Here is a 24,091-nt window from a genome sequence, read left to right as displayed (position 1 = left end):
GGGAAGACGACATGCGCATCGCCGTCGTAGGGGCCGGCGCCGTGGGCGGCGCGCTGGCGGGGTACCTGGCCGCGACCGGCCGGCACGAGGTGTCGCTGCTGGCGCGCGGTGCCCATCTGGCGGCGATCCGCGAGCGCGGCCTGACCGTCCAGACGCCGAAGGGCACGCTGACCTGCCGGCCGCTGGCCAGCGACGACGCCGCCGATCTGGGTCCGCAGGACATGGTGATCGTCACGGTCAAGGGGCACGGGCTGCCGGCGCTTACCTCCTCCTTCGCAGCGTTGTGCGGTCCGGAGACGCTGGTGGTGGCCGCGCAGAACGGCATTCCCTGGTGGTATCTGCATGGTGCCGGCAACGGCGTGACGGCGGAGCCGCTGGAGGTGGTCGATCCCGGCGGCGCCCTGTGGTCGGCCATCGGCCCGGAGCGAATAGCCGCCTGCGTGATCGAGGTGCTGCCCGCCCGCATCGTCGAGCCGGGCGTCGTCGCCCATAGCGCCATGCCGGTGCTGGCCTTCGGGGCGCCGCGTCCGGGCGACCATGCCGAAAAGCTGGCGGCACTGGCAGAGTCCTTCAACGCCGGCGGCGCCACCGCCCGGCTGCCCGCCGACATCCGCGTCCCGCTGTGGAGCAAGCTGATGCTCAACATGGCGGTCGGCCCGACCAGCGTGCTGACCGGCGCCACCATGGGCGCCATGGAGCAGGCCGCCGGCATGGCCGCCGTCCAGGGCCGGCTGATGCGCGAATGCCTGGCGGTGGCCAGCGCCTGGGGCGTCGACCTGCCCGACGACATCGACGAGCGGCTCGCCCGCGGCAGCGGCGTCCCCGGCCACAAGCCGTCGATGCTGCAGGATTTCGAGGCGGGGCGCAGCATGGAGATCGATCCCATCGTGACCGCCGTCCTCGAACTGGCCCGCCGCCGCGATGTGCCGGTGCCGACCATCGAAACGCTGTGGGCGCTGACCGCCCTGAAGGAGCGGGTGGCCCGCGCCGGCTGACCAAAAGGCTGACTTGAGGCCGCCGCACCCGCCCTCGACCGAACGGATTTCCGGAGAAGACCCGACATGCCTTCCGACAACAGTAAAAACACCAACTTCATCGCCGGCAGCTGGCGGCCGGGCCGCGACCGGCTCGACATCTTCAACCCGTCGGACCTGGACGAGCTGGCCGGCTCCTACACGCTGGCCGGTGCCGACGACGTGGCCGAAGCCGTGGCCGCCGCCCGCAGCGCCCAGCCGCACTGGCGCGCCGCGACGGTGGAGCAGCGTTCCCTGGTGCTCGACGCCATCTCCCGCGCGCTGTTCGACGGCAAGGACGAGCTGGCCAGGATCGCCGCCACCGAGGGCGGCAAGACCATCCCCGACGCGCTGGGCGAGATCGTCCGCGCCGCCCATCTCGCCCGCTTCTTCTCCGCCGAGGCATTGCGGGCGCCGGGCGAGACGCTGGGCTCGGTGCGCCCGGGCGTCGAGGTGGACGTGACGCGTGAGCCGGTCGGCGTCATCGGCCTGGTGACGCCCTGGAACTTCCCGGTCGCCACGCCGATGTGGAAGATCGCCCCGGCGCTCGCCTTCGGCAACGCGGTGATCTGGAAGCCGTCGGAAAAGACCCCCGGCATCTCCATCGCCGTCACCCGCATCATCGCGGCGGCGCTGGAGGCGCACGGCATGCCGGCCGGCCTGTTCAATCTGGTGATCGGCGCCGGTCCGAACGTCGGCGCCGCGGTGGTCGATGCGGTGGACGCGGTGTCCTTCACCGGGTCCGTCAACACCGGACGGCGGATCGCCGTGCGCTGCGCCGAGCGGATGATCCGCGTCCAGCTGGAGTTGGGCGGCCAGAACCCGCTGGTGGTGCTGGGCGACGCCGACCCGGAGCGCGCCGCCGAGATCGGCGTCAACAGCGCCTATTTCCATGCCGGTCAACGCTGCACCGCCACCGGCCGCTTCATCGTCGAGGACAGCATCCACGATGCCTTCGTCGCCGCGATGGTCGAGCGGATGGCGGCCCTGCGCGTCGGCCATGCCCTGAAGCCGGAGACCCAGATCGGCCCGGTGATCGACGAGTTCCAGCTGACCAAGAACCTGCACTACATCGACACCGGCCTCGGCGAGGGCGCCCGGCTGGCGTCCGGCGGCACGCGGCTGGAGCGGCCGACGCGCGGGTACTTCCTCGCCCCTGCCTTGTTCACCGACACCAGCAACGCCATGACCATCAATCGTGAGGAGGTGTTCGGCCCGGTCGCCAGCGTCATCCGCGTCAAGGATTACGACGAGGCATTGGCCGTCGCCAACGACACCGATTACGGCCTGTCGTCGGGGATCATCACCAATTCGATGAAGCACGCCCGCCATTTCCAGGCCAACATCCAGGCCGGCATGACCATGCTGAACCTGCCGACGGCGGGCGTCGACTACCATGTCCCCTTCGGCGGGCGGAAGATGTCGAGCTACGGCCCGCGCGAGCAGGGACGGTCTGCCATCGAATTCTACACCATCATCAAGACGGCCTACCGCGCGCTGTGACGCAGGCCCGTAGCCCAGGGAGAGCCCCCTTGCCGAACGACATCCCGACCACCGGGCACACCAGCGGACAGGCCACCCTGCGACCGGACTTCGAAACGGCCGTGCTCGCCCCCATCCGTGCCATCGTCGGCGACCGCGGCCTGATCACCGATCCCGACACCATGAAACCCTTCATGGAATCCTGGCGCGACGGCTGGGTCGGCCGGTCGCCCGCCGTGGTGCTGCCCGACAGCACCGAGGCCCTTGCCGCGGTGGTCCGCATCTGTGCCGAAACCCGCACGCCGATCGTGCCCCAGGGCGGCAACACCGGCCTGACCGGGGCCAGCCAGCCGCATGCCGACGGATCGGAGATCGTCATCTCCACCAACCGGCTGAACCGCATCCGCGAAATCGACATCGACAACGACACGATGACGGTGGAGGCCGGCTGCATCCTCGCCAACATCCAGAGTGCCGCGCGTGACGTCGGCCGGCTGTTCCCGATGAGCCTCGCCGCCGAAGGGTCGTGCCAGATCGGCGGCAACATCGCGACCAATGCCGGCGGCGTGCAGGTCGTGCGCTATGGCAACATGCGCAACCTCGTGGCCGGGCTGGAGGTGGTTCTGCCCGACGGCCGCATCTGGGACGGGCTGCGCGGCCTGCGCAAGGACAATGCCGGCTACGACCTGAAGCAGATCTTCATCGGTTCCGAAGGCACGCTGGGCATCGTCACCGCCGCGGTGCTGAAGCTGTCGCCGCTGCCGCGCGCAACCGCCACCGCCCTGGTCGCCGTGTCGGCCCCCAGCGATGCCGTCGACCTGCTGACCCGCGCCAAGGGCGTGGCCGGCGACCGCATCGTCACCTTCGAACTGATCCAGCGCGCCTGCATCGACGTGGCCCGCAAACATGTGCCGGACGTGCCCGATCCCCTGCGCGACCGCTATCCCTGGTACGTTCTGGTGGAGCTGGCCGACCAGGATTCCGGCAACCGGCTGGCCGAGATGCTGGAGGGCATCCTGGAGGCGGGCATGGAGGCCGGCGAGGTGCTGGACGGCGTGGTCGCCGCATCGAAGGCCCAGGCCGATTCGCTGTGGCGCATCCGCGAAGGCATCCCGGAAGGGCAGAAGCGCGAGGGCGTGTCCTTCAAGCATGACGTCTCGGTGCCGATCTCCCGCGTCGCGCGCTTCCTCGACCGCACCGACGCGGCGCTGGAGCGGGCCTGTCCGGGCATCCGCCCCTTCTCCTTCGGCCATCTCGGCGACGGCAACATCCATTACAACCCGATCCAGGCGGAGGACGGCGACCCGGCCGAATGGCGGGCGAAGCTGGCGACGGTCAACGCCATCGTCCACGACATCGTCGTCGATCTCGGCGGGTCGATCTCGGCCGAGCACGGCATCGGCCGCCTGCGCATCGACGAGATGCCGCGCTACAAGTCGCCGGTGGAGCTGGAGATGATGGCGACGCTGAAGCGCGCCTTCGATCCGCACAACCTCATGAATCCGGGCAAGATCCTGCATTCATCCGAGGTGGCCTCCAAGGTGGCGCCATGACCTTCGACCATCTGAAGGACTGGGTCGGCCGGGTGGAGATGCGGACCGACACCGCCATCGCCGCACCGCTGGCCGGGCTGGCGGCGACGCTGGACCACGACACCCCGCCCTGGCCGGCGGGTGAGCTGCCGCCGCTCGGCCATTGGCTGCATTTCCTGCCCAACGCGCCGCAGCGGGACATCGGCGAGGACGGCCACCCGCACAAGGGCGGCTTCCTGCCGCCGGTCCCGCTGCCCCGCAGGATGTGGGCCGGCAGCGACATGCGCTTCCTGGCGCCGATCCCCATCGGTGCGGAGATGCGGCGCACCTCCACCATCGAAGCGGTGGAGCACAAGTCCGGCCGGTCGGGCGGGATGGTGTTCGTCAGCGTGATGCACGAGATCGCGACCGACGCCGGCGTCGCCATCCGCGAAAAGCAGGACATCGTCTACCGCGAGGCCGCCAAGCCGGGAGAGGCGCCGCCGCCGGCTTCCGCCGATCCCCTGCCGGCGGCCGACTGGACCCGAGGCGTAACTCCCGATCCGGTGCTGCTGTTCCGCTATTCCGCCTTGACCTTCAACGGCCACCGCATCCATTACGACCGCCCCTACTGCCGCGAGGCGGAAGGCTATCCGGGGCTGGTGGTTCACGGACCGCTGACGGCGACCCTGCTGATGGATCTGGTGTTGCGCACTCTCGGCGGCGATCCCGATGGTCGGCGGGTCGCGGGTTTCCGCTTCCGCGCCCGCCGGCCGCTGTTCGACACCGCCCCCTTCACGCTGAACGCGGCGGCAAGGGGGGATGGCGAGATCGACGGATGGGCGGTCGGTCCGGACGGACAGGTCGCCATGACGGCCGAATTCGTGGTGACGCCATGAGCGCGACAATTCGGGACGGAGAATTTTCCAGCGGGCGGTCCCGCCGCAGCTGGCTGTTCACCCCGGCGACGCGCCCGGACCGCTTCGACCGTGCCGCGCAGTCCGGTGCCGATGTCCTGATCGTCGATCTGGAGGACGCCGTACCGCCTGCCGACAAGGCGGCGGCGCGCGATGCGGCGTTGACGGCCCTGGCGGCGGCGCCTGCCGCGCCGATCCTGCGGGCGCTGCGCATCAACGCGCCGGTGACGCCGGAGGGGCTGGAGGATCTGCTGGCCCTGATGCGCCGCCCGCAAGGCGGCGGGCCGGATTTCATCATCGTGCCGAAGGTCGACAGCCCCGAGACGATCCGCTGGATCGACACGCTTCTGAGCGGAGCGGGCAGGCCCCTGCCGCTGGTGGCGCTGATCGAGTCCGCCCGCGGAATCTCGGCGGTGGAGGACATCGCCCGCGCGTCGCCCCGGCTGGCCGCCCTGTTCTTCGGTGCCGCCGACCTGTCTGCCGACCTGGGCTGCGCCACCGCGTGGGAGCCGCTGCTGTCGGCGCGGTCCCGGCTGGTCAATGCCGCGGCGCTCGCGGGCATCGAAGCGGTGGATTCCCCCTTCTTCGACCTGACCGACAGCGCCGGATTGCAACGGGAAGCAGCCTCCGCCCTGGCACTGGGATTCGGTGCCAAGGCGGCGATCCATCCCGGCCAGATAGCCGCCATCAACGCGACATTTACTCCGACCGAAGCCGAGATCGCCCAGGCCCTCCGTATTGTGGCTGAAAGCGCCAAGGGCGTCGCGGTGGTCGATGGCCGCATGATCGACGAAGCGATGGCGCGCAAGGCCCGCCGCATCCTGTCCCGCGCCACCTGTGCGGACCAGCCGTAGGAGGATCGGCGCCCATGAAAATCGGGCGTCCTCCCTCCAAAGACTGCCGGCTCTCCAAAGCTGCGGCCCTTCCCTTGCCCTTGAAATGCGTGCAGAGATGGCTGATCGAGGGGGTCGGCTGACGGGCTGGACGTGATCCGAAGGAGAGCAAGGGAATGACAGGCGACCTGTTTCCATCCTGGATGCTGTGGGCGCTGCTGTCGGCCTGCTTCGCGGCGTTGACCGCCATCTTCGCCAAGGTCGGCGTCGAGGGCGTCGGGTCCGACATGGCGACGCTGATCCGCACCGCCGTCATCTTCGCGATGCTGGTCGGGATCGTCGTCTCGTCGGGGCAGTCGCTGTCGCCGTCGGCGGTGTCGGGCCGGACGTGGCTGTTCCTCGTCCTGTCCGGTCTTGCCACCGGGGCCTCCTGGCTGTGCTATTTCCGCGCGCTGAAGCTGGGGCCCGCCTCGCAGGTGGCGCCGGTCGACAAGCTCAGCGTCGTGCTGGTGGCGGTCTTCGGCGTGCTGTTCCTGGGTGAAAAGCTGTCGGCACCGAACTGGCTGGGCGTCGTGCTGATCGCCGCCGGGGTGATTCTGCTGGCCTTCAAGTGACGCCGGATTCCGTGCCCGAACGGGCAGGCCCACCAAATCCTGCGCGAATGAAAATCATTCTTATTATCATAGTGGCTTTTCGGCAACATCATTGAATTCAGCGCCGAAATGATCCTTTCCGTCGTTGTCGGCCGGCCCTTCGTCTGACCGTCATCCATTTGATAAATCAAGAAAAATTTTATCTCACAACGCAACCGGCCGAAACCGGAGGCCGGACCGCCAACCACGCGCATTCGACGTGAAAGCCGTTTGCGCCGCCCGTGGTGGCTGTTTCTCGGCCTTCCAACTCAGAATGCCTCTCAATCTCAGCTGTTGCAAGGAAGGCCTATCCCATTGGTAGAAGGCGCTCCAGCGATCGTCCAATCCACCTTGGCGCATTTCGGGAGAGCTTGATGCGACAGACCACGTCCCCCCACGGACTGAGACCCCTTCTGGCAGGTGCCGCCGCCACCGCCAGCCTGGCCATGAGCTTCGCCCTGCCGGCGACGGCCGATGCGCAGGCCACCGGCACGGGATCGGGAACTCCGGGGACCGGTCCGACGCCGCAGCGGTCCTCCGGTGACGCCTTGCAGCTCGATTCGATCAAGGTCGATGCCGCAGCACCGCAGACCGGCAACGTCAACGCCGCCCCGACCGGCGTGTCCCGCCTGCCCGACACGGTCAAGGATACCCCCCGCGTCGTCAACGTCGTGCCGCAGGAGATCATCGAGCAGCAGCGCGCCACCTCGCTGGAGCAGACGCTGCGCAACGTGCCGGGCATCACCATTTCGACCGGCGAGGGCAACGGCGGCCAGAACGGCGACCAGTTCCGCATCCGCGGCCTGACCGCGCGCGGCGACATCTACACCGACGGCCTGAAGGATTTCGGCGTCTACACCCACGATGTCTTCAACACCGAGACGGTGCAGGTCTTCAAGGGGCCGTCGGGCAACGGCTTCGGCGTCGGCAATTCCGGCGGCGTCATCAACCAGGGCACCAAGAAGGCATCGTTGCAGCAGAAGGCCAAGGTGGAGCAGTCGGTGGGCAGCGGCCCGACCTACCGCACCACGGTGGACGTGAACCAGCCGCTGGGCGACACCGCGGCGCTGCGGGTGAACGGCCTCTACCACACCCAGAACGTCCCCGGCCGCGACGATGTGGACGCCGACCGCCGCGGCATCGCCGCCGACCTCGGCCTCGGTCTCGGCACGCCGACCACCTGGCATCTGAACTACGCCTTCCTGAAGGGCGAGAAGACGCCCGACATGGGCCAGCCGATGGTGCAGGGCCGCGACGGCATCTTCCGTCCGGCGGCGGAATACGGCCTCAGCCGCTCGACCTCCTATGTCCGCAGCCTCGACCGCGACGACACCGAGAACCACATCCTCACCTCGTCCTTCGCGCATGAGGTGAGCAAGGCGCTGTCGGTCTACAACGACTCCCGCTTCAGCCATTACGAGCGCAACATCGCCTCCACCACCCCGTCCCCCCTCAGCGGCGCCGCGGCGACCCAGTTCCTGGCAGGCCGCGACGTGGCGCTGAGCTATGGCGCCGGCGGCGGCATGGCCTTCAAGCAGCAGGGGTTCGGCGTCCAGAACGTCACCGGCGCCAAGGTCGACGGCGATCTGTTCAGGCTGCGCCACTCCCTGAACGGCGGACTCGATGTCAGCCATCAGCGCGACAAGCGCGAGACCGGCACCTGGGTCAACCGGGTCAACAACCAGACGGTCCGCAACCCGACGCGCAACTATTCCGCCAACACCGCCATCCTCTATCCGGAGAGCGGCGGCCGCGAGGCCAGCGTGACCAACGCCGGCCTGTTCGTCACCGACCGCATGTGGCTGTTCGACAAGCTGTCGGTCCAGGGCGGCCTGCGCTGGGACTATTTCCGCACCAGCTTCGGTTCCAACTCTCCGACCATTGCCGGCGGGCAGGCGTCCGACCGCACCTGGAGCCCGTCGGTCAGCCTGATCTACGAGCCGACCAAGGAGTCGTCGGTCTATGCCTCCTACTCGCGCTCCTACAAGCCGATCGGCACCGACATCGCCGCGGCGGTCACCAACGGCACGGCGGAGACGCCGAACGGCGCCCGCAGCTTCGATCCGGAACAGACCGACCTGTACGAGATCGGCGGCAAGGCCGACTTCCTGAACGGCCGGCTGGGCGTCAGCGGCGCCATCTTCCAGGCGGAAAAGACCAACACCTACTCGGTCGATCCGGCGACCGGCACCGTCACCGACGGCTTTTCCGAAGCCGGGCTCGGTGTCCGCATCCGCGGTTTCGAGGCCAGCATCAGCGGCAAGCTGACGGAAGGCTGGAGCGTCTACACCAACTACGCCTATCTGACCGGCAAGGTGACGGACTCGCGCACCAATCCGGCGCTGGTCGGCCATGCGGCCCCCAACGTGCCGAAGCACAATGGCAGCCTGTGGACGACCTACGAGTTCGATGCCGGCAGCGTCGGCAAGTTCACGGTCGGCGGCGGCATGCAGGTGGCGTCGGAATATTGGACGGACAGCGCCAACACCGGCCGCCTGCCCTACACCTTCTCGGCGGATGCGCTGGTGTCCTACGAGTTCCGCAACGTCTCGGTGGCGCTGAACGGCTACAACCTGACCGACCACCGCAATTACGCCTCCGCCTTCAACGCCAGCCGCGCCGTGCCGGCCTCCGGCCGCACCGTCATGCTGACCACCGGGCTGACCTTCTGATCCATCATCGCATCGCCTGAAAAGTCGGCCGGACCGCCCCCGTCACGAGCGGTCCGGCCTCTCCTGTACGAGGAACACCCCCATGCTCCTGCAGATCCCCGACATCCTCACCGCGGATGAGATCGCGCAGTGCCGCACGGTGCTGGAGGCATCGCCCTGGGTCGACGGGCGGGTCACCGCGGGCGATCAGGCGGCAAGCGCCAAGCGCAATCTGCAAATCCCGGAGGAGAGCGACACCGCGCGGGAGCTTGGCACCGTCATCCTGCGTGCGCTGGCCCGCAGCCCGGCCTTCAATTCCGCCGCCTTGCCGCTGCGGGTGCTGCCGCCGATGTTCAACCGCTACGACCAGGCCATGACCTACGGCTATCACGTCGACAACAGCATCCGCACGATCCCTGGGACCGGCGGCATGCGCATGCGGGCCGACGTGTCGACCACCATCTTCCTCAGCGATCCCGAGGAGTACGAGGGCGGCGAGCTGATCGTCGAGGACACCTACGGCACCCGGCCGGTCAAGCTGCCGGCGGGGCACGCCGTGGTCTATCCGTCCAGCAGCCTGCATCAGGTCAGCCCGGTGACGCGCGGATCGCGCTGGGCCTCCTTCTTCTTCACCCAGTCGATGGTGCGCGACGACGGGCTGCGCGCCATGCTCTACGACCTCGACATGGCGATCATCGAGCTGCGGCAGGAACTGGGCGACGGCCACCACGCCGTCCTGTCGCTGGTCAACCATTACCACAACCTGCTGCGCCGCTGGGCGGAGGTGTGAGGACGGTTCCGATGCGCTCCACTTCCCGCGGCATCGACCCGGCGGACACCCTGCTGGCGCTGGGCCAGTCCTGCCTCGACAAGGGCGAGGGCGGGCAGGCCTTCGCCTGGTTCCGCAGCGCCGCCCGCGGCGGCGACGCCCGTGCCATCAATATGCTCGGCCGCTGCCATGAACATGGCTGGGGCGTTCCCGCCGATCCCGTCCAGGCGGCGGCCCATTACCGCAAGGCGGCCGACCTCGGCGACGGCTGGGCGATGTTCAATCTGGCCGACCTCCATTGCCGCGGGATCGGCGTCGCCAGGGATGACGAGGCCGCCTACCCGCTCTATGCCGCCTCCGCCGCCAAGGGGAATGCCAAGGCGTTGAACATGCTGGGCCTGTTCCACGAGAGCGGGCGCGCGGTGCCGGCCGACGAGGCCGCGGCGCGCGCCCTGTTCAAGGCGGCGGCGGAGGGCGGCGATTGCTGGGGCCGCTTCAACCATGCCCGCCTGCTGATCGGGGACGGTGCGAGGGGGGAGGCGCTGCGCTGGTTCCGCCTCGCGCTCGACAGCGGCTTTCCCGACTTCTACCGCAGCATGGCGGCGGCCCTGGCCCCGCATCCCGATCCGCAGATCCAGGCGCTGGCCGCCGAGGCCCTGAGGCTGGCCGACCCCCGGAAGGAGGCTTGCCGATGATCGTCCCGCCCGACACCGTGTCGCTTTCCGACTATGAGCGGCATTTCAACGACCGCATCGATCCGGCGACCCGCGCCTACATCGCCGGGGCCGGGGCCGACGGCATCACCCAGCGCGCCAACCGCGAAGCCTTCGACCGGCTGCGCCTGATGCCGCGCGTCCTGCGCGACCTGTCCGGCGCCACCGCCCGGTCCGAACTGTTCGGGGAGGTGATGGACTATCCCATCATTCTGGCGCCGATGGCCCATCACAGGCTGGTCCATCCCGATGGGGAACTGGCGACGGTGGAAGCGGCCGGCCTGACCCGCAGCTGGATGACCGTCAGCACCCAGGCCAGCGTCCGGGTGGACGAGATCGCCCGGCGGGCGACGGTGCCCCTGTGGTTCCAGCTCTACAGCCAGCCGCGGCGGGAGGACACGCTGACCCTGGCGCGGCGGGCGGAGGATTCCGGCTGCAAGGCGCTGGTTCTGACGGTGGACGCGCCCGTGAACGGGATGCGCAACATGGAGCAGCGTGCCGGCTTCCGCCTGCCGCCGACCATCGCCCCGGTGAACCTCGCCGGCCTCGCTGCGGACGATTTCCGCCCGGCCCGCCCCGGCAGCCCGGTCTTCCAGGGCATGCTGCATGCCGCTCCGACCTGGGACATGGTCGCGTGGCTGTGCGGCGAAACGGGCCTGCCCATCCTGCTGAAGGGCATCCTCAATCCCGAGGATGTGGAACCCGCCATCGCCACCGGGGCGGGCGGCCTGATCGTCTCCAACCATGGCGGCCGGACGCTCGATACCCTGCCCGCCAGCATCGACGCCCTGCCGGCGGTGGCGGAGCGGGCGGCCCGCCGCCTGCCGGTCCTGATGGACGGCGGCATCCGCCGCGGCACCGACATCCTGAAGGCGCTGGCACTGGGCGCCGACGCGGTGCTGGTGGGACAGCCGGTGCTGCATGCGCTGGCCGTCGGCGGCATGGCCGGCGTCGCCCACATGCTGACCCTGCTGCAAACCGAACTGGAAGTCGCGATGGCGCTCACCGGGCGGCCGACCCTGCCGGACATCGACCGCTCGGTGATTTTCGGCACCTGATGGCGGCGTCAGGCCGCCCGAACATGGCGGAGGAACTCCTCCGCCTGATCGCGCAGGGACAGCGCCTGTCGGCCCAGGTCGGCGGCGGCGGCACGGACTTCGGACGCCATCACGCCGGTCTCGTGCGCAGACTGCGAGACCTCTTCGATGTTGTGGGTGACCTCGGTCGTGCGGTCGGCGGCGCGCTGGACGGACTGGGCGATGTCGGCGGTGGTGGCGCTCTGGTGGTCGGCGGAGACGGCGATGCGGCCGACCAGATCGCTGACCGACAACACGGTGCGGCCGATCCCTTCGATGGCCTCCACCGCATGGCCGGTCACCGCCTGGATTTCCGCCACCTGCCGGGCGATGTCGTCGGTGGCGCGCGCGGTCTGGTTGGCGAGGGTCTTGACCTCGCCGGCGACGACGGCGAAGCCCTTGCCGGCCTCTCCCGCCCGCGCCGCCTCGATGGTGGCGTTCAGCGCCAGCAGGTTGGTCTGGGCGGCGATGTCCTGGATCAGGGTCACCACCTCGCCGATCTTGCCGGCGGCGGCGGCCAGCCCGTCCATCGTGTGGTTGGTGCGGCTCACCTCCTCAACCGCGCTGCGCACCATGCGGGCGGACTCCTCCACCTGCCGGCCGACCTCGCCGATGGAGCTGCTCATCTCCTCCGCGGCGCCGGCGACGGTGCGCACGTCGTCGCTGGCCTCGCCGGCCGCGGTGCTGACGGTGTGGGCGCGGACGCTGCCGGTCTCGGCGATGTCGTGCAGGCGCTGGGCATTGGCCTGCAACTGGGTCGTGGTGGCGCTCAGCACGCCGACGACGCCCAGAAGCGAGCCCTCGAAGGACTGCGCCACCCGCTCCATCGCCGCGCGGCGTTCCTGAACCGACCGCGTGCGCTCCGCCGCCTGGGCCTCGTGCAGTTGGGCGACCTCCAGCGCATTGTCCTTGAACACGCCGAGCGCCCTGGCCATGCCGCCGATCTCGTCCTTGCGGCCCAGCGCCGGGATGGCGACCGACAGGTTGCCGCGCGCCAGCTCCTCCATCGCGATGCGGATGCCGGACAGCGGCCGGAACATGCGCCGCGCCAGCAGCAGGCAGCCGGCGGCGACCAGCAGGGTCACGACGGCGCTGATGACCGCGATCATCGCCTGGGTGTCGCGGATCGCCGCGAAGAACTCCGCCTTCGGAATGCCGACATAGAGGATGCCGACGACGCGGCCGTCCGGCGCCTTGATCGGGTCGTAGGCGGTATAGAAGGGCGTGCCCAGGATGTCGGCCTGCCCGCGATAGGGCACGCCGCGACCCAAAACCGCATCGTAGACCGGCCCCTTGGCCAGCGTCGTGCCGACCGCGCGCCCGCCGTCCGGCTTCAGCACATTGGTGGCGATGCGCCGGTCGCCCATGAACAGGGTCGCGGTGCCGCCGACCAGCCGCTTCACCCGATCCACCGGCTCGAAGAAGTCGTTCAGGGCGCGCTCGCCGGCAAACAGCGTGCCGTCATGCGCATCGAAAGCCTGCCCATACCGGTTCAGCACGTCCCAGGCGACGCGCATGTTGGTTTCCTGCCGCTCCATCGCCACCCGGTCGGCATAGCTGGTCAGCAGAAATTCATTCACACCGAATGTAGAGAACGCAAGCAACAGCAGACCGCCGCCACAGAGCATCACAGTCTTGCCCGCAAGGGACAAAGCCCTGATCGTCATACCCAACCCCTGATTTAGTCCCGCCAACGGCGCCTTGTTCTTCTTTTGTGGCGCATGCCTTTTCCGGCACCCATGTCAGACAGGGAAAAACAGGAGAATAATTAAGGAAAAGTTAGAATAAATTCCAGAATCCGCTTCGGGTGATTGTCTCAGTCATACGGATTGATCGAGGGACAACCATCGCTTGGAAAGCTTCGTGCACCGAATTGGCCGCGGTTGTGCCATCGTTGCCGGCCGAGGCGGTCGCCGGAGAGGATTCCGTCGCGGGCAATCGCCGTGACGGTCCATGGCGACGGATCTATGGAAATGGTCATATGGCAGGATCCGACATGCCGGAAGGGCTCACGGACGAAGGCGGAAGGCTGCCGTCTATTGGCTCCGGCCGGTCGCGGTCAGGCTGTCGACGATGCGGACCAGCTCCACGACGGAACGGGCCTCCATCTTGCGCATGGCCTGGCCGCGGTGCAGCTTCACCGTCGCCTCGCTGAGCCCGAGATCGTCGGCGATCTGCTTGTTGCGCAGGCCGGACACCACCATCAACGTGATCTCGCGTTCGCGCGGGGTCAGCGTGTCGAAGCGGGCGCGCTGGGTGGTCAGGCCGCGCTCCTGGCAGCGGCGCTCGCAATGGGCGGCGATGGCGGCATGGATGGCGTCCAAAAGCTCCTGGTGGTGCACGGGCTTGGTCAGGAACTCGAAGGCACCCGCCTTCATGGCCCGCACCGACATCGGCACGTCGGCGTGGCCGCTGATGAAGATCACCGGCAGGCTGTTGCCGGACCGCGCGAGTTCCGCCTGGAAATCCAGGCCGCTGCGCCCCGGCAGCCGCACGTCCAGCACCATGCAGCCGACGTCGATGGCCGGCCGCTGGTCGACATATTGCTGGACCGAGCCATAGCTCCTGACCTGCAGGCCGACGGAATCGAGCAACCCCTCCAGCGCCTCGCGGACGGCTTCGTCATCGTCGATGATGACGACGGTCTCTGCCGCCACGGCCTCCGCCTTCCTCACCATCACTTCCCTCCGGGCGATACGGGCAGCACGAACTCGAACACGCTCCCGCCCGGCGTGCCGGGCGCCGCGGTCAGCCGTCCGCCATGCAGCTCGACGATCGACCGGCTGATCGACAGGCCCATGCCCAGCCCGTCGGGCTTGGTGGTGTACAGGGCACGGAAGATGGCGTCGATGTCGGTGTCGGCGATGCCCGGCCCGCTGTCCTCGACCCGGACGCGGATCCAGCCGTCGTCGCTGCCGGTGACGATGCGCAGCCGCCGTTCGGGCAGATCTTCGGCGGACATCGCCTCGATGGCGTTCATCACCAGATTGAGGACGAGCTGCTGCAACTGCACCCGGTCGCCATGGACCCAGGGCGGACCGGCCTGGAGATCGGTTTCCACCGTGATGCGGCCGCGGCGCAGCTCGGCCCGCACCAGTTCCAGCGTGTCGGTAGTCAGCGCGCCGATGTCGACCCAGCCGGGATCGACCGGAGTCCGGCGGGCCAGCGCACGGATGCTGCGCACCACGTCGCCGGCCCGCTGGGCGTCGCGCACGATCCGCTCAACCATCATGCGGGTCTTGTCGAGGTCGGGCTGAGGCTGCGACAGGTGCTGGAGGCAGGTTCCGGCATTGGTGACGATCGCCATCAGCGGCTGGTTCACCTCATGCGCGACGGCGGCGGCCAGCTCTCCCATCATGGTCAGCCGGCCGATATGGGCGAGGTCGGCCTGGGCCGTGCGCAGGGCCTCGGCGATCCGGCGGCGCTGGGTCAGATCGCGGAACACCAGGATCGATCCGACGAAATCCCCACGGTCGTCGATGATGGCGGAGCAGCGCTCCTCGACGACGATCCCGGCCGGCAAGGCATCCGCATCGCCGCCGCGCGGCAGCAGGCGGGATTGCCGCTCCGGCGGGGCGAAGTCGCCGCTGCGCAGGACGACGGCGGAGAAATCCTCCAGCGGCTGCTGCGTTTCCTCGTCGACCACGACGAAGACGGCGGACAGCGGCTGCCCGGCGGCCTCCGCGGCGGTCCAGCCGGTCATCGTCTCCGCCGCGCGGTTCATGAAATCGACCCGGCCGTCGCGGTTGCACAGAATGACGCCGTCGCGGATGCTGGCCAGCGTCGCGGCATAGCGCCGTTCGCTGAGGCGCAGCCGGGTGTCGCTGGCATGCTTGTACAGCGCCATCTGGATCACGGTGCGCATCTGCGGCTCTTCAAAGGGCTTCAGCAGATAGCCGAAGGGCTCCGTCAGGCTGGCGCGATGCACGACCTCGTCGTTGGCATAGGCGGTCAGGAAGACGATGGGGATGCGGTGGGCGTCGCGGATCCGGCGCGCCGCCTCGATCCCATCCATCTCCCCCTCCAGGCGGATGTCCATCAGGACGAGATCGGGCTGCTGGCTGCACGCCATCCGGACGGCATCCTCGCCGCTGGCGGACATGCCGACAACCACATGGCCCATACGGGACAGTTGATGCTGAATATCGCGCGCAACGATACGGTCGTCTTCGACGATCAGAATGCGTGCCGCGATCATTGACTTCCCCGATTGCGCCCCTTCAAAGGAAAGGTAACGATGAATTCAGAACCTGCACCCGACCTGTACTTCAATGCACCGTGCAACTGACTGGTCAAGTCCGAAACAAGCTGAAAGCCTACGGACTCCATCCTATCGGGATCGCATCCGTCGGGCAAGCCCACGCCGTCGTCGCGAACGGACAGGCGGCACTCCTGCCCGTCGGTGGTCAGGGCGATCCGCAGGACCCCGCCCTGCCCGCCCGGAAAGGCATGCTTCAGCGCGTTGGAGACCAGCTCGTTGACGATCAGCCCGCAGGGCACCGCGCGGTCGAGGTCAAGCTTCAGGTCGTCCAGTTCGGTCTCCAGCCGCACCGCCCCGGCATTTCGGGAATAGGCGCGCAGCAGATGGGCACAGACCGATTCCAGATGCTCGCGCATCGGCACCCAGGCGAAATTGCCAAGGCGGTAGAGGCTTTCGTGCACCATCGCCATCGAGCGCACGCGGTCGCGGCTGTCGGCGAACAAGGCTGCCACCGCCTTGTCCTCGATGCGGCGGGATTGAAGGTTGAGCAGGCTGGTGACGAGCTGGAGGTTGTTCTTCACCCGGTGGTGGATTTCCTTCAGCAGCGCGTCCTTCTCCTCCAGCGTCGCCGTCTCCAGCGAGGCCGCCGCCTGGGCGCCGAGCAGGGTCAGCACATTGACCCGCTGCGGGGTGAAGGCGTAGGTCGCCAGCGCATTCTCCAGATGCAGCAGCCCGACGACACGGCGGCGGCGGACCAGCGGCAGGCACAGGATGGAGCGCGCCTCCGTCTCCTGGAAATAGGGGTCGGCGGACAGCGGGCCGGCGGCGCGGGTGTCGTCGACGATCACCGCCTCCTGGTCGCGGACGGCGCCATGGATGATGGTGTGGGGCAGCGGGAAGCGATCGGCATCCTCCTGCACCAGCCGGACCGACACGCCATAGAGGCCGATGGTCGCCTCCGCCTCCACCCGCAGCCGTTCGCCGCGGGCGAGGATCAGCAGGCCGCGGCTGGCGCCGGCATGTTCCAGCACCAGGGTCAGCAGGGTGGTGGTCAGCTGCTCCACGCCAGCCTGATCGGAAACGGTGCGCAGCGTCTCCAGGAGAGAGGCCAGATCGACCCCATCGAACCCGCGCGGGGCCTCCGGCATCACCGCCTCGCCCGACTCCAGGGTCAGGGAGGGATGGCGGCGGGCGAGCTGCCGGACCTTGGCCGTCGCCCCCCAGCGGCCATAGCGGTCGGCCGCCTCGCGGATGCAAGCCAGCTCCAGCGTGGGAATACCCATCCGGCGGTAGAGGCCGGCGGCACATTCATGGGCCAGCGCCTCCACATGCGGCAGGGCGTTGCGGCGGGCGGCCAGGACGGCGCGGTCGTAGCCGCGCATCGCATCCTCGGTCCGCCCCTGCGTGCGTGCCGCCTCCGCCTCCGCTAGGGCGAAGCGCGCGTCGAAGCTGTCGGGGCTGTGGCCGGCCCATTCGCGCAGCTGGTTGAGATGGCGGGACAGCGCCACGGCATGCCGGGCGCGCTCCTCCGGCTTCACCCCCTCCATCGCCCCGGCCCTGGCCAGGGCGGCGTGGAAATGGAACTCCGCCATTTCCCAATGGCCCGAGGTGGTCCACAAAAGCCCCTCCGCCCGTTCCGCCGCCTCGACCGCCGCCGCCATGTCGCCGGCGATGCAGCGGAGCTGGAGCGTGCGGATCCAGTGCCAGCAGGTGGCGATGTCCAGGCTGGGGTTGGCCAGCAGCCGCGCCTCGAAGGCGGCATTGTCGAAGCCGCGCCCGTCGAAGGAGCCGAGCTCGCCGGTCCGCCCGCGCAAGGCACGCACGAGTTGCAGCTGGGTGGTCAGGATGTCGGCGCACAGCCCGAACTTCACCTGCCGCACATAGGCGAGCCGAGCCTCCGCCGTGCGCTGCACCGTCGCCAGCGGATCGCCCGACGCCAGCATGCTGGTGACCAGCGTTACGCTGGTGAAGCCGCCATAGGTGACGTCGCCGGCCTCCCGCGCCTCCTCGAAGGCGCGCAGGAGCAACGGCCGCTCGCTGCGGATGTCGCGGGTCCAGGGCACGACATGATAGGCGAAGGTCATCAGCACCCGCGCCCGGTAGCGCGTCCGCCCGTGCCGCTCCGCCAGATCGTAGCCGAGCCGGCCGAACGCATAGCCGGCGTCATAATCGCCGAAATAGGGGCCGGCCATCATGCCGAGATAGGCGAAGCCCAGGGCGGAGGCGTCGCTGCGCCCATGCCGGAGCGTCAGGTTCGCCATCCGGCAGAGGATCAGGCAGACGAGGTTGCGGTCGCTGAAGAAGGCCGGCGGCAAGGCGGCCGCCAGCACGTCCAGCGTCGCCCGGCTGTCGGGATCGTTCACCGCCGACAGCGCCGCCAGCGAACTGATCGGCCGGCCGCCGATGGCCTCGCGCAGCCGCGCATACTCCTCATGGGCCAGGGCGGCCGGCGGATGGGCCGGCCAGTCGATGCCGGCGCCGCGCAGATAGGCGAGGCAGGCGTCGATGGCGCGGTCGCTGCGGTCGATGGCGGTGTAGACGGTCACCAGCAGGGCGGTGATGGCGGCGCGGTCGGCCGGACAAACGCTCCGCCCGGCCAGCCCGAGAAGCCGCAGCTCCGCCCGTTGCAGGTCGCCGCTGAGGAACTCGCATTCCGCCTGGAGATGTTCCAGCGCGAAGGCCAGCCGGTGCCGCCGCTCCCACTGGCCGCCCTCCAGCAGGCGGAGTCCGGCCAGCGCATAGGCCAGTGCGGAGCCGTGGGCGCTGGCGGCCTTGGCCTGATGACCGGCGGCGAGGTGGAGCGTCGCCACCTCCTCCCGCTCGCGCCCGTCCTGGATCAGGGAAAGGCAGCGGTCATACTGCCCGACCAGCGCGAACAGCCGCCCTCCCGACAGATCGGCGGCGAAGCCGCGATGCAACGCACGGGCAACGTCGAGATGGAGCCTGCCGCGCCCCTCGGCCGGCACCAGCGCATAGGCCCCCTCCTGCACCCGGTCGTGGAGGAAGCGGTAGCCGCCGTCGCTGCGCAGGATCAGCCCTTCGGCCAGCACCGGCTCCAGGTCGCGCTCGGTTTCCGCCTCCGTCAGGCCGGCGGCAAGCGCCAGGGTGGCGAGGGGAGCGCTGGCGCCCAGCGCGGCAAGCCGGGCCAGCAGGTCGCGCGCCCGCGCCGGGAAGCGCCCGAGCCGCTCGGTCATCAAGGTGGCGATGCCGGCGCCCGACCGTGCCGTCTCCACCGCCGCCATGTCCCAGTCCCAGCGCTTCGCCTCGCGGTCGAACCACAGCCGGCCGGAGCGCTCCAGCGCGGTCAGAAGCTGCACGGCGAAGAAGGCGTTGCCGCCGGTCCGCTCCTCCAGCAGGGCGGCCAGCGCCGCCACCTCGTCCGGCCTGCGGCCCAGGCTGTCGGAAACCATCCGCCGCAGGTCGTCGGACGACAGCGGCCCCAGCGCGATCTCGCAGCAATCGATGTCCGCTTCGGCAGGCTCGGCCGCGGAACGCCTGATCCGCTCCATCAGGGCGGCAAGCGGATGGTCCGGCCCGACCTCGTCGCTGCGGTAGGCGCCGATCAGCAGCAGATGAGCGATGCCGCCGTCGGCGACCAGCCGGTTCAGCAGATCGAGCGTCGCGCGGTCCAGCCATTGCAGATCGTCGAGGAACAGCACCAGCGGGTGGTCGGCGCGGGCGAAGAGCTGGAGCACGCGGCGGAACAGCAGGTCGAAGCGGTTCTGCGCCTCCTGCGGCGGCAGCGGCGGCACCGGCGGCTGTTCGCCGATCAGCAGGGCGAGGTTGGGGATCAGGGCGGTCATCAGCGCGCCGCCGTCGCCGACCGCGTCGCCGAGACCGCGGCTCCACTGGTCGCGGTGCGGGACCGGCAGGGCGAGGATGCGCGTGACCAGTCCGCGGAAGGCCTCCGCCAGGCTGGCATAGGGGAGGTCGCGGCGGCCCTGGTCGAACTTTCCGGCGGCGAACAGGCCGCGCGGCGGCACCAGCTGTTCCTCCAGCGCATGGACGACCGCCGACTTCCCCACGCCGGACCGGCCGGAAATCAGCACGATGCCCATTTGGCCCCGCCCGGCGACCCGATCGAAGGCGGCCTGGAGCATGGCCACCGGCTCCTCCCGGCCATAGAGCGAGGATGGCGGCTCCAGCCCCTCCGGCAGGTCGCGGCCGCCGGGCGGGAAGGCCGGGATGCGGCCCTGCCCATCCCAAAGCTGGAGCGCGTGGGTGAGGTCGCGGACAAGGCCGTCGGCGGTCTGGTAGCGGTCCTCCGCCGTCTTGGCGAGCAGCCGAAGCAGGATGCCGGACATTGCCGGCGGCAGGTCCGGGACATGGGTGGCCGGCGGGATCGGCGCGCGGGCGAGATGGCTGTGGACCCATTCCATCGCATCGCGGGCGGCGAAGGGCAGCTCTCCCGTGAACAGCTCATAGAGCGTGACGCCCAGGGCATAGAGGTCGCTGCGCCGGTCGACCGGGCGGTTCATCCGCCCCGACTGCTCGGGCGCCATGTAGGGCAGCAGCGCCGCCGGCCGCTCCACCTCCTGCCGTTGCGGGGCCGACAGGGCGGCGGCACGGCCGAAGCCGGTCAGCCGCACCGCGCCATCCTCCCCGACCAGCAGGTTGAAGGGCCGCAGGTCGCCATGCAGGATCCCGCGGCGGTGCAGCCGCGCCACCGCGGCGGCGATGCGGATCGCCAGGGACAGCCGCTGACGGAATGCCCCGTCGGATACGGCAGGCGCGGACAGCGACAGCGCCGGCAGCGGCTGCCCGCCCGGATCGGCCAGGGTCAGCACCGGCACGGCGCCATGGCGCAGCAGTTCGAGCGGCTTCACCGCCCAGGCGGGGTCGAGCAGCGGCGACAGGTCATGCTCCTGCCGCAGGCGGGCGAGCACGGCATCGGCGGGCACGCCCGGTTCCGCCATGCGCGCCAGGATCGGAAAAGGCTGGCCCGGCCGCGTCACCCGCAGCAGCCGGGTTTCCCCATCGCCGCCGAGCGCGTGGGTGCCGGAACCCGTCTCCGTCAGATGGTCCAGACTCGACTCCATGAAACGGCCCTTCCCCAGCGCAGCCTCGGCAGGATAGCGGCATTCCGCCGCAGTTGGGGAAATTGCCGCGGCGTGCCGGCAGGACGATCAGGCACAGGGGATTTCGGCGGGCGCATGGGACGAGCGGCCCGCCGGCAGGACGGTATCGGCACCGGCATTGCGCCGCCGCCAGCTGCGCGGCGAAATGCCGACCAGACGGCTGAAGGTGCGGGTGAAATGGCTCTGGTCGGCGAAGCCGCAGGCCAACGCCACATCGGCCAGGGTCCGGGATCCGTCGCGCATCAGCGTCTTCGCATGGTCGATCCGCCGGTGCAGCAGCCACTGGTAGGGCGTGGTGTTGGCGGTACGGCGGAAGGCGCGCACGAAATGCCCGACCGACAGCCGGCATTCGGCGGCAAGATCGGCCAGCCGGATCTCGCCGTCGAGATTGGCGGCGATCATCTCCTTCACCCGCCTCTCCTGCCAGGGCGCCAGCATGCCCCCGGTCCTGGCGGCGCTCACCCGGCCATAGGCGGTCACGACATGGGTCGCCAGCGCCGAACAGACATGGTCGAGATACAGCAGGCTGATCCGCTCGGGAAATTCCAGCGTCGGCAGGATGGCCGATGCCAGCGCCCGCACGGTCGGATCGTCGACCGGACTGCTGGGTGCAATCGACAGATCCTCCAGCCGGCCGCCATGCACCTCGGGGCAGGCGCTTTCCAGCACCGCGCGGGGCAGATGGAAGGTCAGCGTGTCGAACGCCGTGTGCATGTGGCAGTCGATCCTGCGGCGGTAGTCGTGGATCGAGGTCAGCCCGGCGATGTCGGCGGGCTTTTCCACCAGCCGGCCGTCGACCCAGACGTCGGAATGGAAATTGGACAGGTGATGGCTGACCAGAAAGGCGTCCTCCGACACCGGGCTGAAATGGCCGACGCCGCCAGCCATGCAGCGGATCCGTGCAACCCCCAGCATGCCGCTGCCCGAGCCGAGGATCAGCACCTCCGGCTCATCCGGCGTCGGAACGTAGCGCATCCGCAGATTGGACTGGCGGGTCGAGGCCATGGGGCGTCTCCGTTGGCTGGCGCGCATCTTCCCACGGAGAGGAAGGGCCGCCCGGCTTGCCCACACAGAGTAAACGCGACGATGTGCCGCACACCACTAGACACAGATTAACCCCGGCAGTGTTTAGGTCGAGCGACCCTAGACCTTGGTTTAGGGTCTGGGCCTTCGATGCGGGATTTCCGCTTTGCAATCACTAATTTAGCGAATTCAGGAGAGATGGCGGTCGAGCGCCGCGATCACCATTCCGGGCGCCGACAGGTGGGGCAGATGCCCGGCTGCGTCCAGGATCTCCAGAACGCTGCCCGACAAATGGTCGCGCAGATATTCCGCCGCTTCACGGGGCACCGCGGCGTCCTCCCGGGCTTGCAGGATGACGGCGGGCACCGTCACCTCGGCAAGACGGCTGCGGACATCGCTGCGCAGCACGGTCAGCAGCAGCGACAGCGCCATGTCCGGACGCATCGCCCGCAGCGAGGCGGCGAATTCCCGCACGACCGGGTCCTCCGCCGGGCGGGAGACGACCAGCTCGCCGAATTGGACGGTCCACCGCATGTAATCCTGCGTGGCGTTGTCGATCAGGGCATCGATGCCGGCGGGGTCGAAGCCGCCATGATAGTCGCCGACATTGCGATAGCAGGCCGATCCGCCCAGCAGGACCAGCTTGGTGAACAGGGTCGGCATCCTGATCGAGGCAAGCACCGCCACCATCCCCGCCACCGAATGACCGATGCAGATGCACTTCCCGATCCAGAGGGTTTCGAGGATGGCCACCACATCGCGGGCATAGGCGTCCAGCGTGGCGTATCTGGCATGGTCGTAATGCATCTGGCCGCCGGGACCGATCCCGGCCAGGTCGAACAGCACGATGCGATAGCGGTCCCGCATCGCCTCCACGACGTGGCGCCACGCCGACTGTTCCGTGCCGAATCCGGGAATGAGGACCAGCGTCTCCGCCCCCGATCCGACCACGCTGACCTTGTGGCGCTCCAGAATCGAGGAACCGTTTTCGATCATGTCGAGCCCCCGATCAATCGCAACGACCGATGCAACCATAGTGTGCAGCGCGTCGGCAAGCAGGATTGCCTTCCGACCGGCCCGGCAGGCTGAAAATGTTGCGCCCGCCCGGACAAACCGGACGGGCGCAGCAGACAATGGCTCGGAAACGGACGGCTGGCGTTCAGCGGCACGGTCAGCGGGTTAGTCAGCGGCACAGGGCCCGGCGGACGGCATCGGCGGCCAGGATCACCGCCGCCTCCGCCTTGCGGACATGGCGGGTCATGCTGGCGAAGGAGTGGGGAAGGGTTTTATGCAGGACCAGCCGGTGCGGGATCCGGGCCTGCTCCAGCCGCCGGGCCAACCGCAGGCTGTCGTCGCGCAGGCAGTCCAGCCCGGCAGCGGCAATGTGCAGCGCCGGCAACCCGCGCAGATCGGCGAGCAGCGGAGCCGCCGCGGGGTCGCGGGTGATCCCGCCATGGCCGAGATACTGTTGCCAGTACCAGCGCATCCGTTCCGTCGTCAGGCCGAAACGCCCATCGCCGAACAGCCGGTGCGATTCGGTGTCGAAATCATGGGCGAACATGCCGTAGAGCAGCAGGACGAAGGACAGCGGCGGTCCCGGCTCGTCCCGCGCATCGAGGGCGAGGCCGAGCGCCAGATTGGCACCCGCGGAATCGCCGCCGGTGGCGATCCGTTCCGGGTCGAGGCCATGGCCGGCACCGTGGCGGACCACCCAGTGCAGGGCGGCCAGCGCCTCCCCCCGCTGATGGGGAAAGCGCCGCTCCGGTGCGAGGCTGTAGGCGACGGCGCAGACCGCCGCACCGCTGTGCCGGGCCAGCAGGCGGAGCAGCCGGTCATGGGTGTCGATGGAATTGACCACGAAGCCGCCGCCGTGAAAATAGATCAGCACCGGCAGGGGCCGGCCATCCTCGGGCACGTCCGGTGGCCGGATCAGGCGCAGGCGCAAAGGCCCGGCGGGGCCGTCCGTCACCACCTCCCGCACGTCGGCGGGCAGCGCGGCGGGCAGCGCCGGGCCGTTGAGGAAGACATGGTAGCGCTCCGCCGCATCGCGCGCCTCGGCCAGCGGCTGGCGCAGCGGGTCGGCGGAAATCAGGCCGGCGCGGGCAGCCAGCGCGCCCAGTTCGACCACCTCCGGATCGGGCAGATGTCGCTGAAAAGGCAGGATGGTGTCCGGCATCGCCGCTCTCCCCGAG

17 protein-coding genes are annotated in these 24,091 nt (G+C 69.4%); 10 read left to right on the top strand and 7 right to left on the bottom strand.

Annotation, left to right across the window (positions count from 1 at the left end):
- Positions 1-11 precede the first annotated feature (11 nt).
- From TSH64_RS17205 to TSH64_RS17160, 10 genes are all read left to right on the top strand, one after another.
- Positions 12-995: a 2-dehydropantoate 2-reductase gene (locus TSH64_RS17205; RefSeq protein ID WP_109446715.1), complete on the top strand. Its 984-nt coding sequence runs from the start codon at positions 12-14 to the stop codon at positions 993-995.
- A 66-nt stretch (positions 996-1,061) separates the two neighbouring features.
- Positions 1,062-2,516 (top strand): aldehyde dehydrogenase family protein, encoded by a 1,455-nt coding sequence (locus TSH64_RS17200; protein WP_109446713.1) that lies wholly within the window; start codon positions 1,062-1,064, stop codon positions 2,514-2,516.
- 29 nt (positions 2,517-2,545) lie between these two features.
- Positions 2,546-4,048 (top strand): FAD-binding oxidoreductase, encoded by a 1,503-nt coding sequence (locus TSH64_RS17195; protein ID WP_247872996.1) that lies wholly within the window; start codon positions 2,546-2,548, stop codon positions 4,046-4,048.
- A complete protein-coding gene (locus TSH64_RS17190) occupies positions 4,045-4,905 on the top strand; it encodes a MaoC family dehydratase N-terminal domain-containing protein (RefSeq protein WP_109446711.1) in 861 nt (286 codons plus the stop codon). Before TSH64_RS17195 ends, TSH64_RS17190 begins: the two co-directional genes overlap by 4 nt.
- Positions 4,902-5,777 (top strand): aldolase/citrate lyase family protein, encoded by an 876-nt coding sequence (locus tag TSH64_RS17185; RefSeq protein ID WP_109446709.1) that lies wholly within the window; start codon positions 4,902-4,904, stop codon positions 5,775-5,777. Before TSH64_RS17190 ends, TSH64_RS17185 begins: the two co-directional genes overlap by 4 nt.
- 155 nt (positions 5,778-5,932) lie before the next feature.
- A complete protein-coding gene (locus TSH64_RS17180) occupies positions 5,933-6,370 on the top strand; it encodes an EamA family transporter (RefSeq protein WP_109446707.1) in 438 nt (145 codons plus the stop codon).
- A 392-nt stretch (positions 6,371-6,762) separates the two neighbouring features.
- Positions 6,763-9,060, top strand: a complete 2,298-nt coding sequence (locus tag TSH64_RS17175) for a TonB-dependent siderophore receptor (protein WP_109446705.1) — start codon at positions 6,763-6,765, stop codon at positions 9,058-9,060.
- An 82-nt stretch (positions 9,061-9,142) separates the two neighbouring features.
- Positions 9,143-9,829, top strand: a complete 687-nt coding sequence (locus TSH64_RS17170; protein WP_109446703.1) for a Fe2+-dependent dioxygenase — start codon at positions 9,143-9,145, stop codon at positions 9,827-9,829.
- A gap of 11 nt (positions 9,830-9,840) precedes the next feature.
- A complete protein-coding gene (locus TSH64_RS17165) occupies positions 9,841-10,503 on the top strand; it encodes a tetratricopeptide repeat protein (protein WP_109446701.1) in 663 nt (220 codons plus the stop codon).
- Positions 10,500-11,579: an alpha-hydroxy acid oxidase gene (locus tag TSH64_RS17160; protein WP_109446699.1), complete on the top strand. Its 1,080-nt coding sequence runs from the start codon at positions 10,500-10,502 to the stop codon at positions 11,577-11,579. The genes TSH64_RS17165 and TSH64_RS17160 overlap by 4 nt, the downstream gene beginning before the upstream one ends.
- 8 nt (positions 11,580-11,587) lie before the next feature.
- Here TSH64_RS17160 and TSH64_RS17155 read toward each other — a convergent pair whose 3' ends face one another.
- The 7 genes from TSH64_RS17155 to TSH64_RS17125 all read right to left on the bottom strand — a co-directional run bounded on the left by TSH64_RS17155 (position 11,588) and on the right by TSH64_RS17125 (position 24,075).
- The gene (locus tag TSH64_RS17155; protein ID WP_247872995.1) at positions 11,588-13,177 is read right to left on the bottom strand and encodes a methyl-accepting chemotaxis protein; all 1,590 of its coding nucleotides are present in this window, start codon (positions 13,175-13,177) and stop codon (positions 11,588-11,590) included.
- A 456-nt stretch (positions 13,178-13,633) separates the two neighbouring features.
- Positions 13,634-14,275: a response regulator gene (locus tag TSH64_RS17150; protein ID WP_109446695.1), complete on the bottom strand. Its 642-nt coding sequence runs from the start codon at positions 14,273-14,275 to the stop codon at positions 13,634-13,636.
- Complete coding sequence (locus tag TSH64_RS17145; RefSeq protein WP_109446693.1) at positions 14,275-15,795, bottom strand: response regulator; 1,521 nt, start codon at positions 15,793-15,795, stop codon at positions 14,275-14,277. Before TSH64_RS17145 ends, TSH64_RS17150 begins: the two co-directional genes overlap by 1 nt.
- Positions 15,792-20,837 (bottom strand): AAA family ATPase, encoded by a 5,046-nt coding sequence (locus tag TSH64_RS17140; protein WP_109446691.1) that lies wholly within the window; start codon positions 20,835-20,837, stop codon positions 15,792-15,794. The genes TSH64_RS17145 and TSH64_RS17140 overlap by 4 nt, the downstream gene beginning before the upstream one ends.
- An 87-nt stretch (positions 20,838-20,924) precedes the next feature.
- Complete coding sequence (locus TSH64_RS17135) at positions 20,925-21,881, bottom strand: AraC family transcriptional regulator (RefSeq protein WP_109446689.1); 957 nt, start codon at positions 21,879-21,881, stop codon at positions 20,925-20,927.
- A 207-nt stretch (positions 21,882-22,088) separates the two neighbouring features.
- Complete coding sequence (locus TSH64_RS17130) at positions 22,089-22,895, bottom strand: alpha/beta hydrolase (RefSeq protein ID WP_158285382.1); 807 nt, start codon at positions 22,893-22,895, stop codon at positions 22,089-22,091.
- Positions 22,896-23,082: 187 nt separating this feature from the next.
- Positions 23,083-24,075, bottom strand: coding sequence for an alpha/beta hydrolase (locus tag TSH64_RS17125; RefSeq protein ID WP_109446684.1), 993 nt, complete (start codon positions 24,073-24,075; stop codon positions 23,083-23,085).
- Between the last annotated feature and the right edge of the window lie 16 nt (positions 24,076-24,091).

The organism is Azospirillum sp. TSH64, from assembly GCF_003116035.1.
Lineage (GTDB): Bacteria > Pseudomonadota > Alphaproteobacteria > Azospirillales > Azospirillaceae > Azospirillum.
The sequence above is the reverse complement of the archived record's forward strand: the minus strand, read 5'-3'. Positions and strand labels throughout refer to the sequence as shown.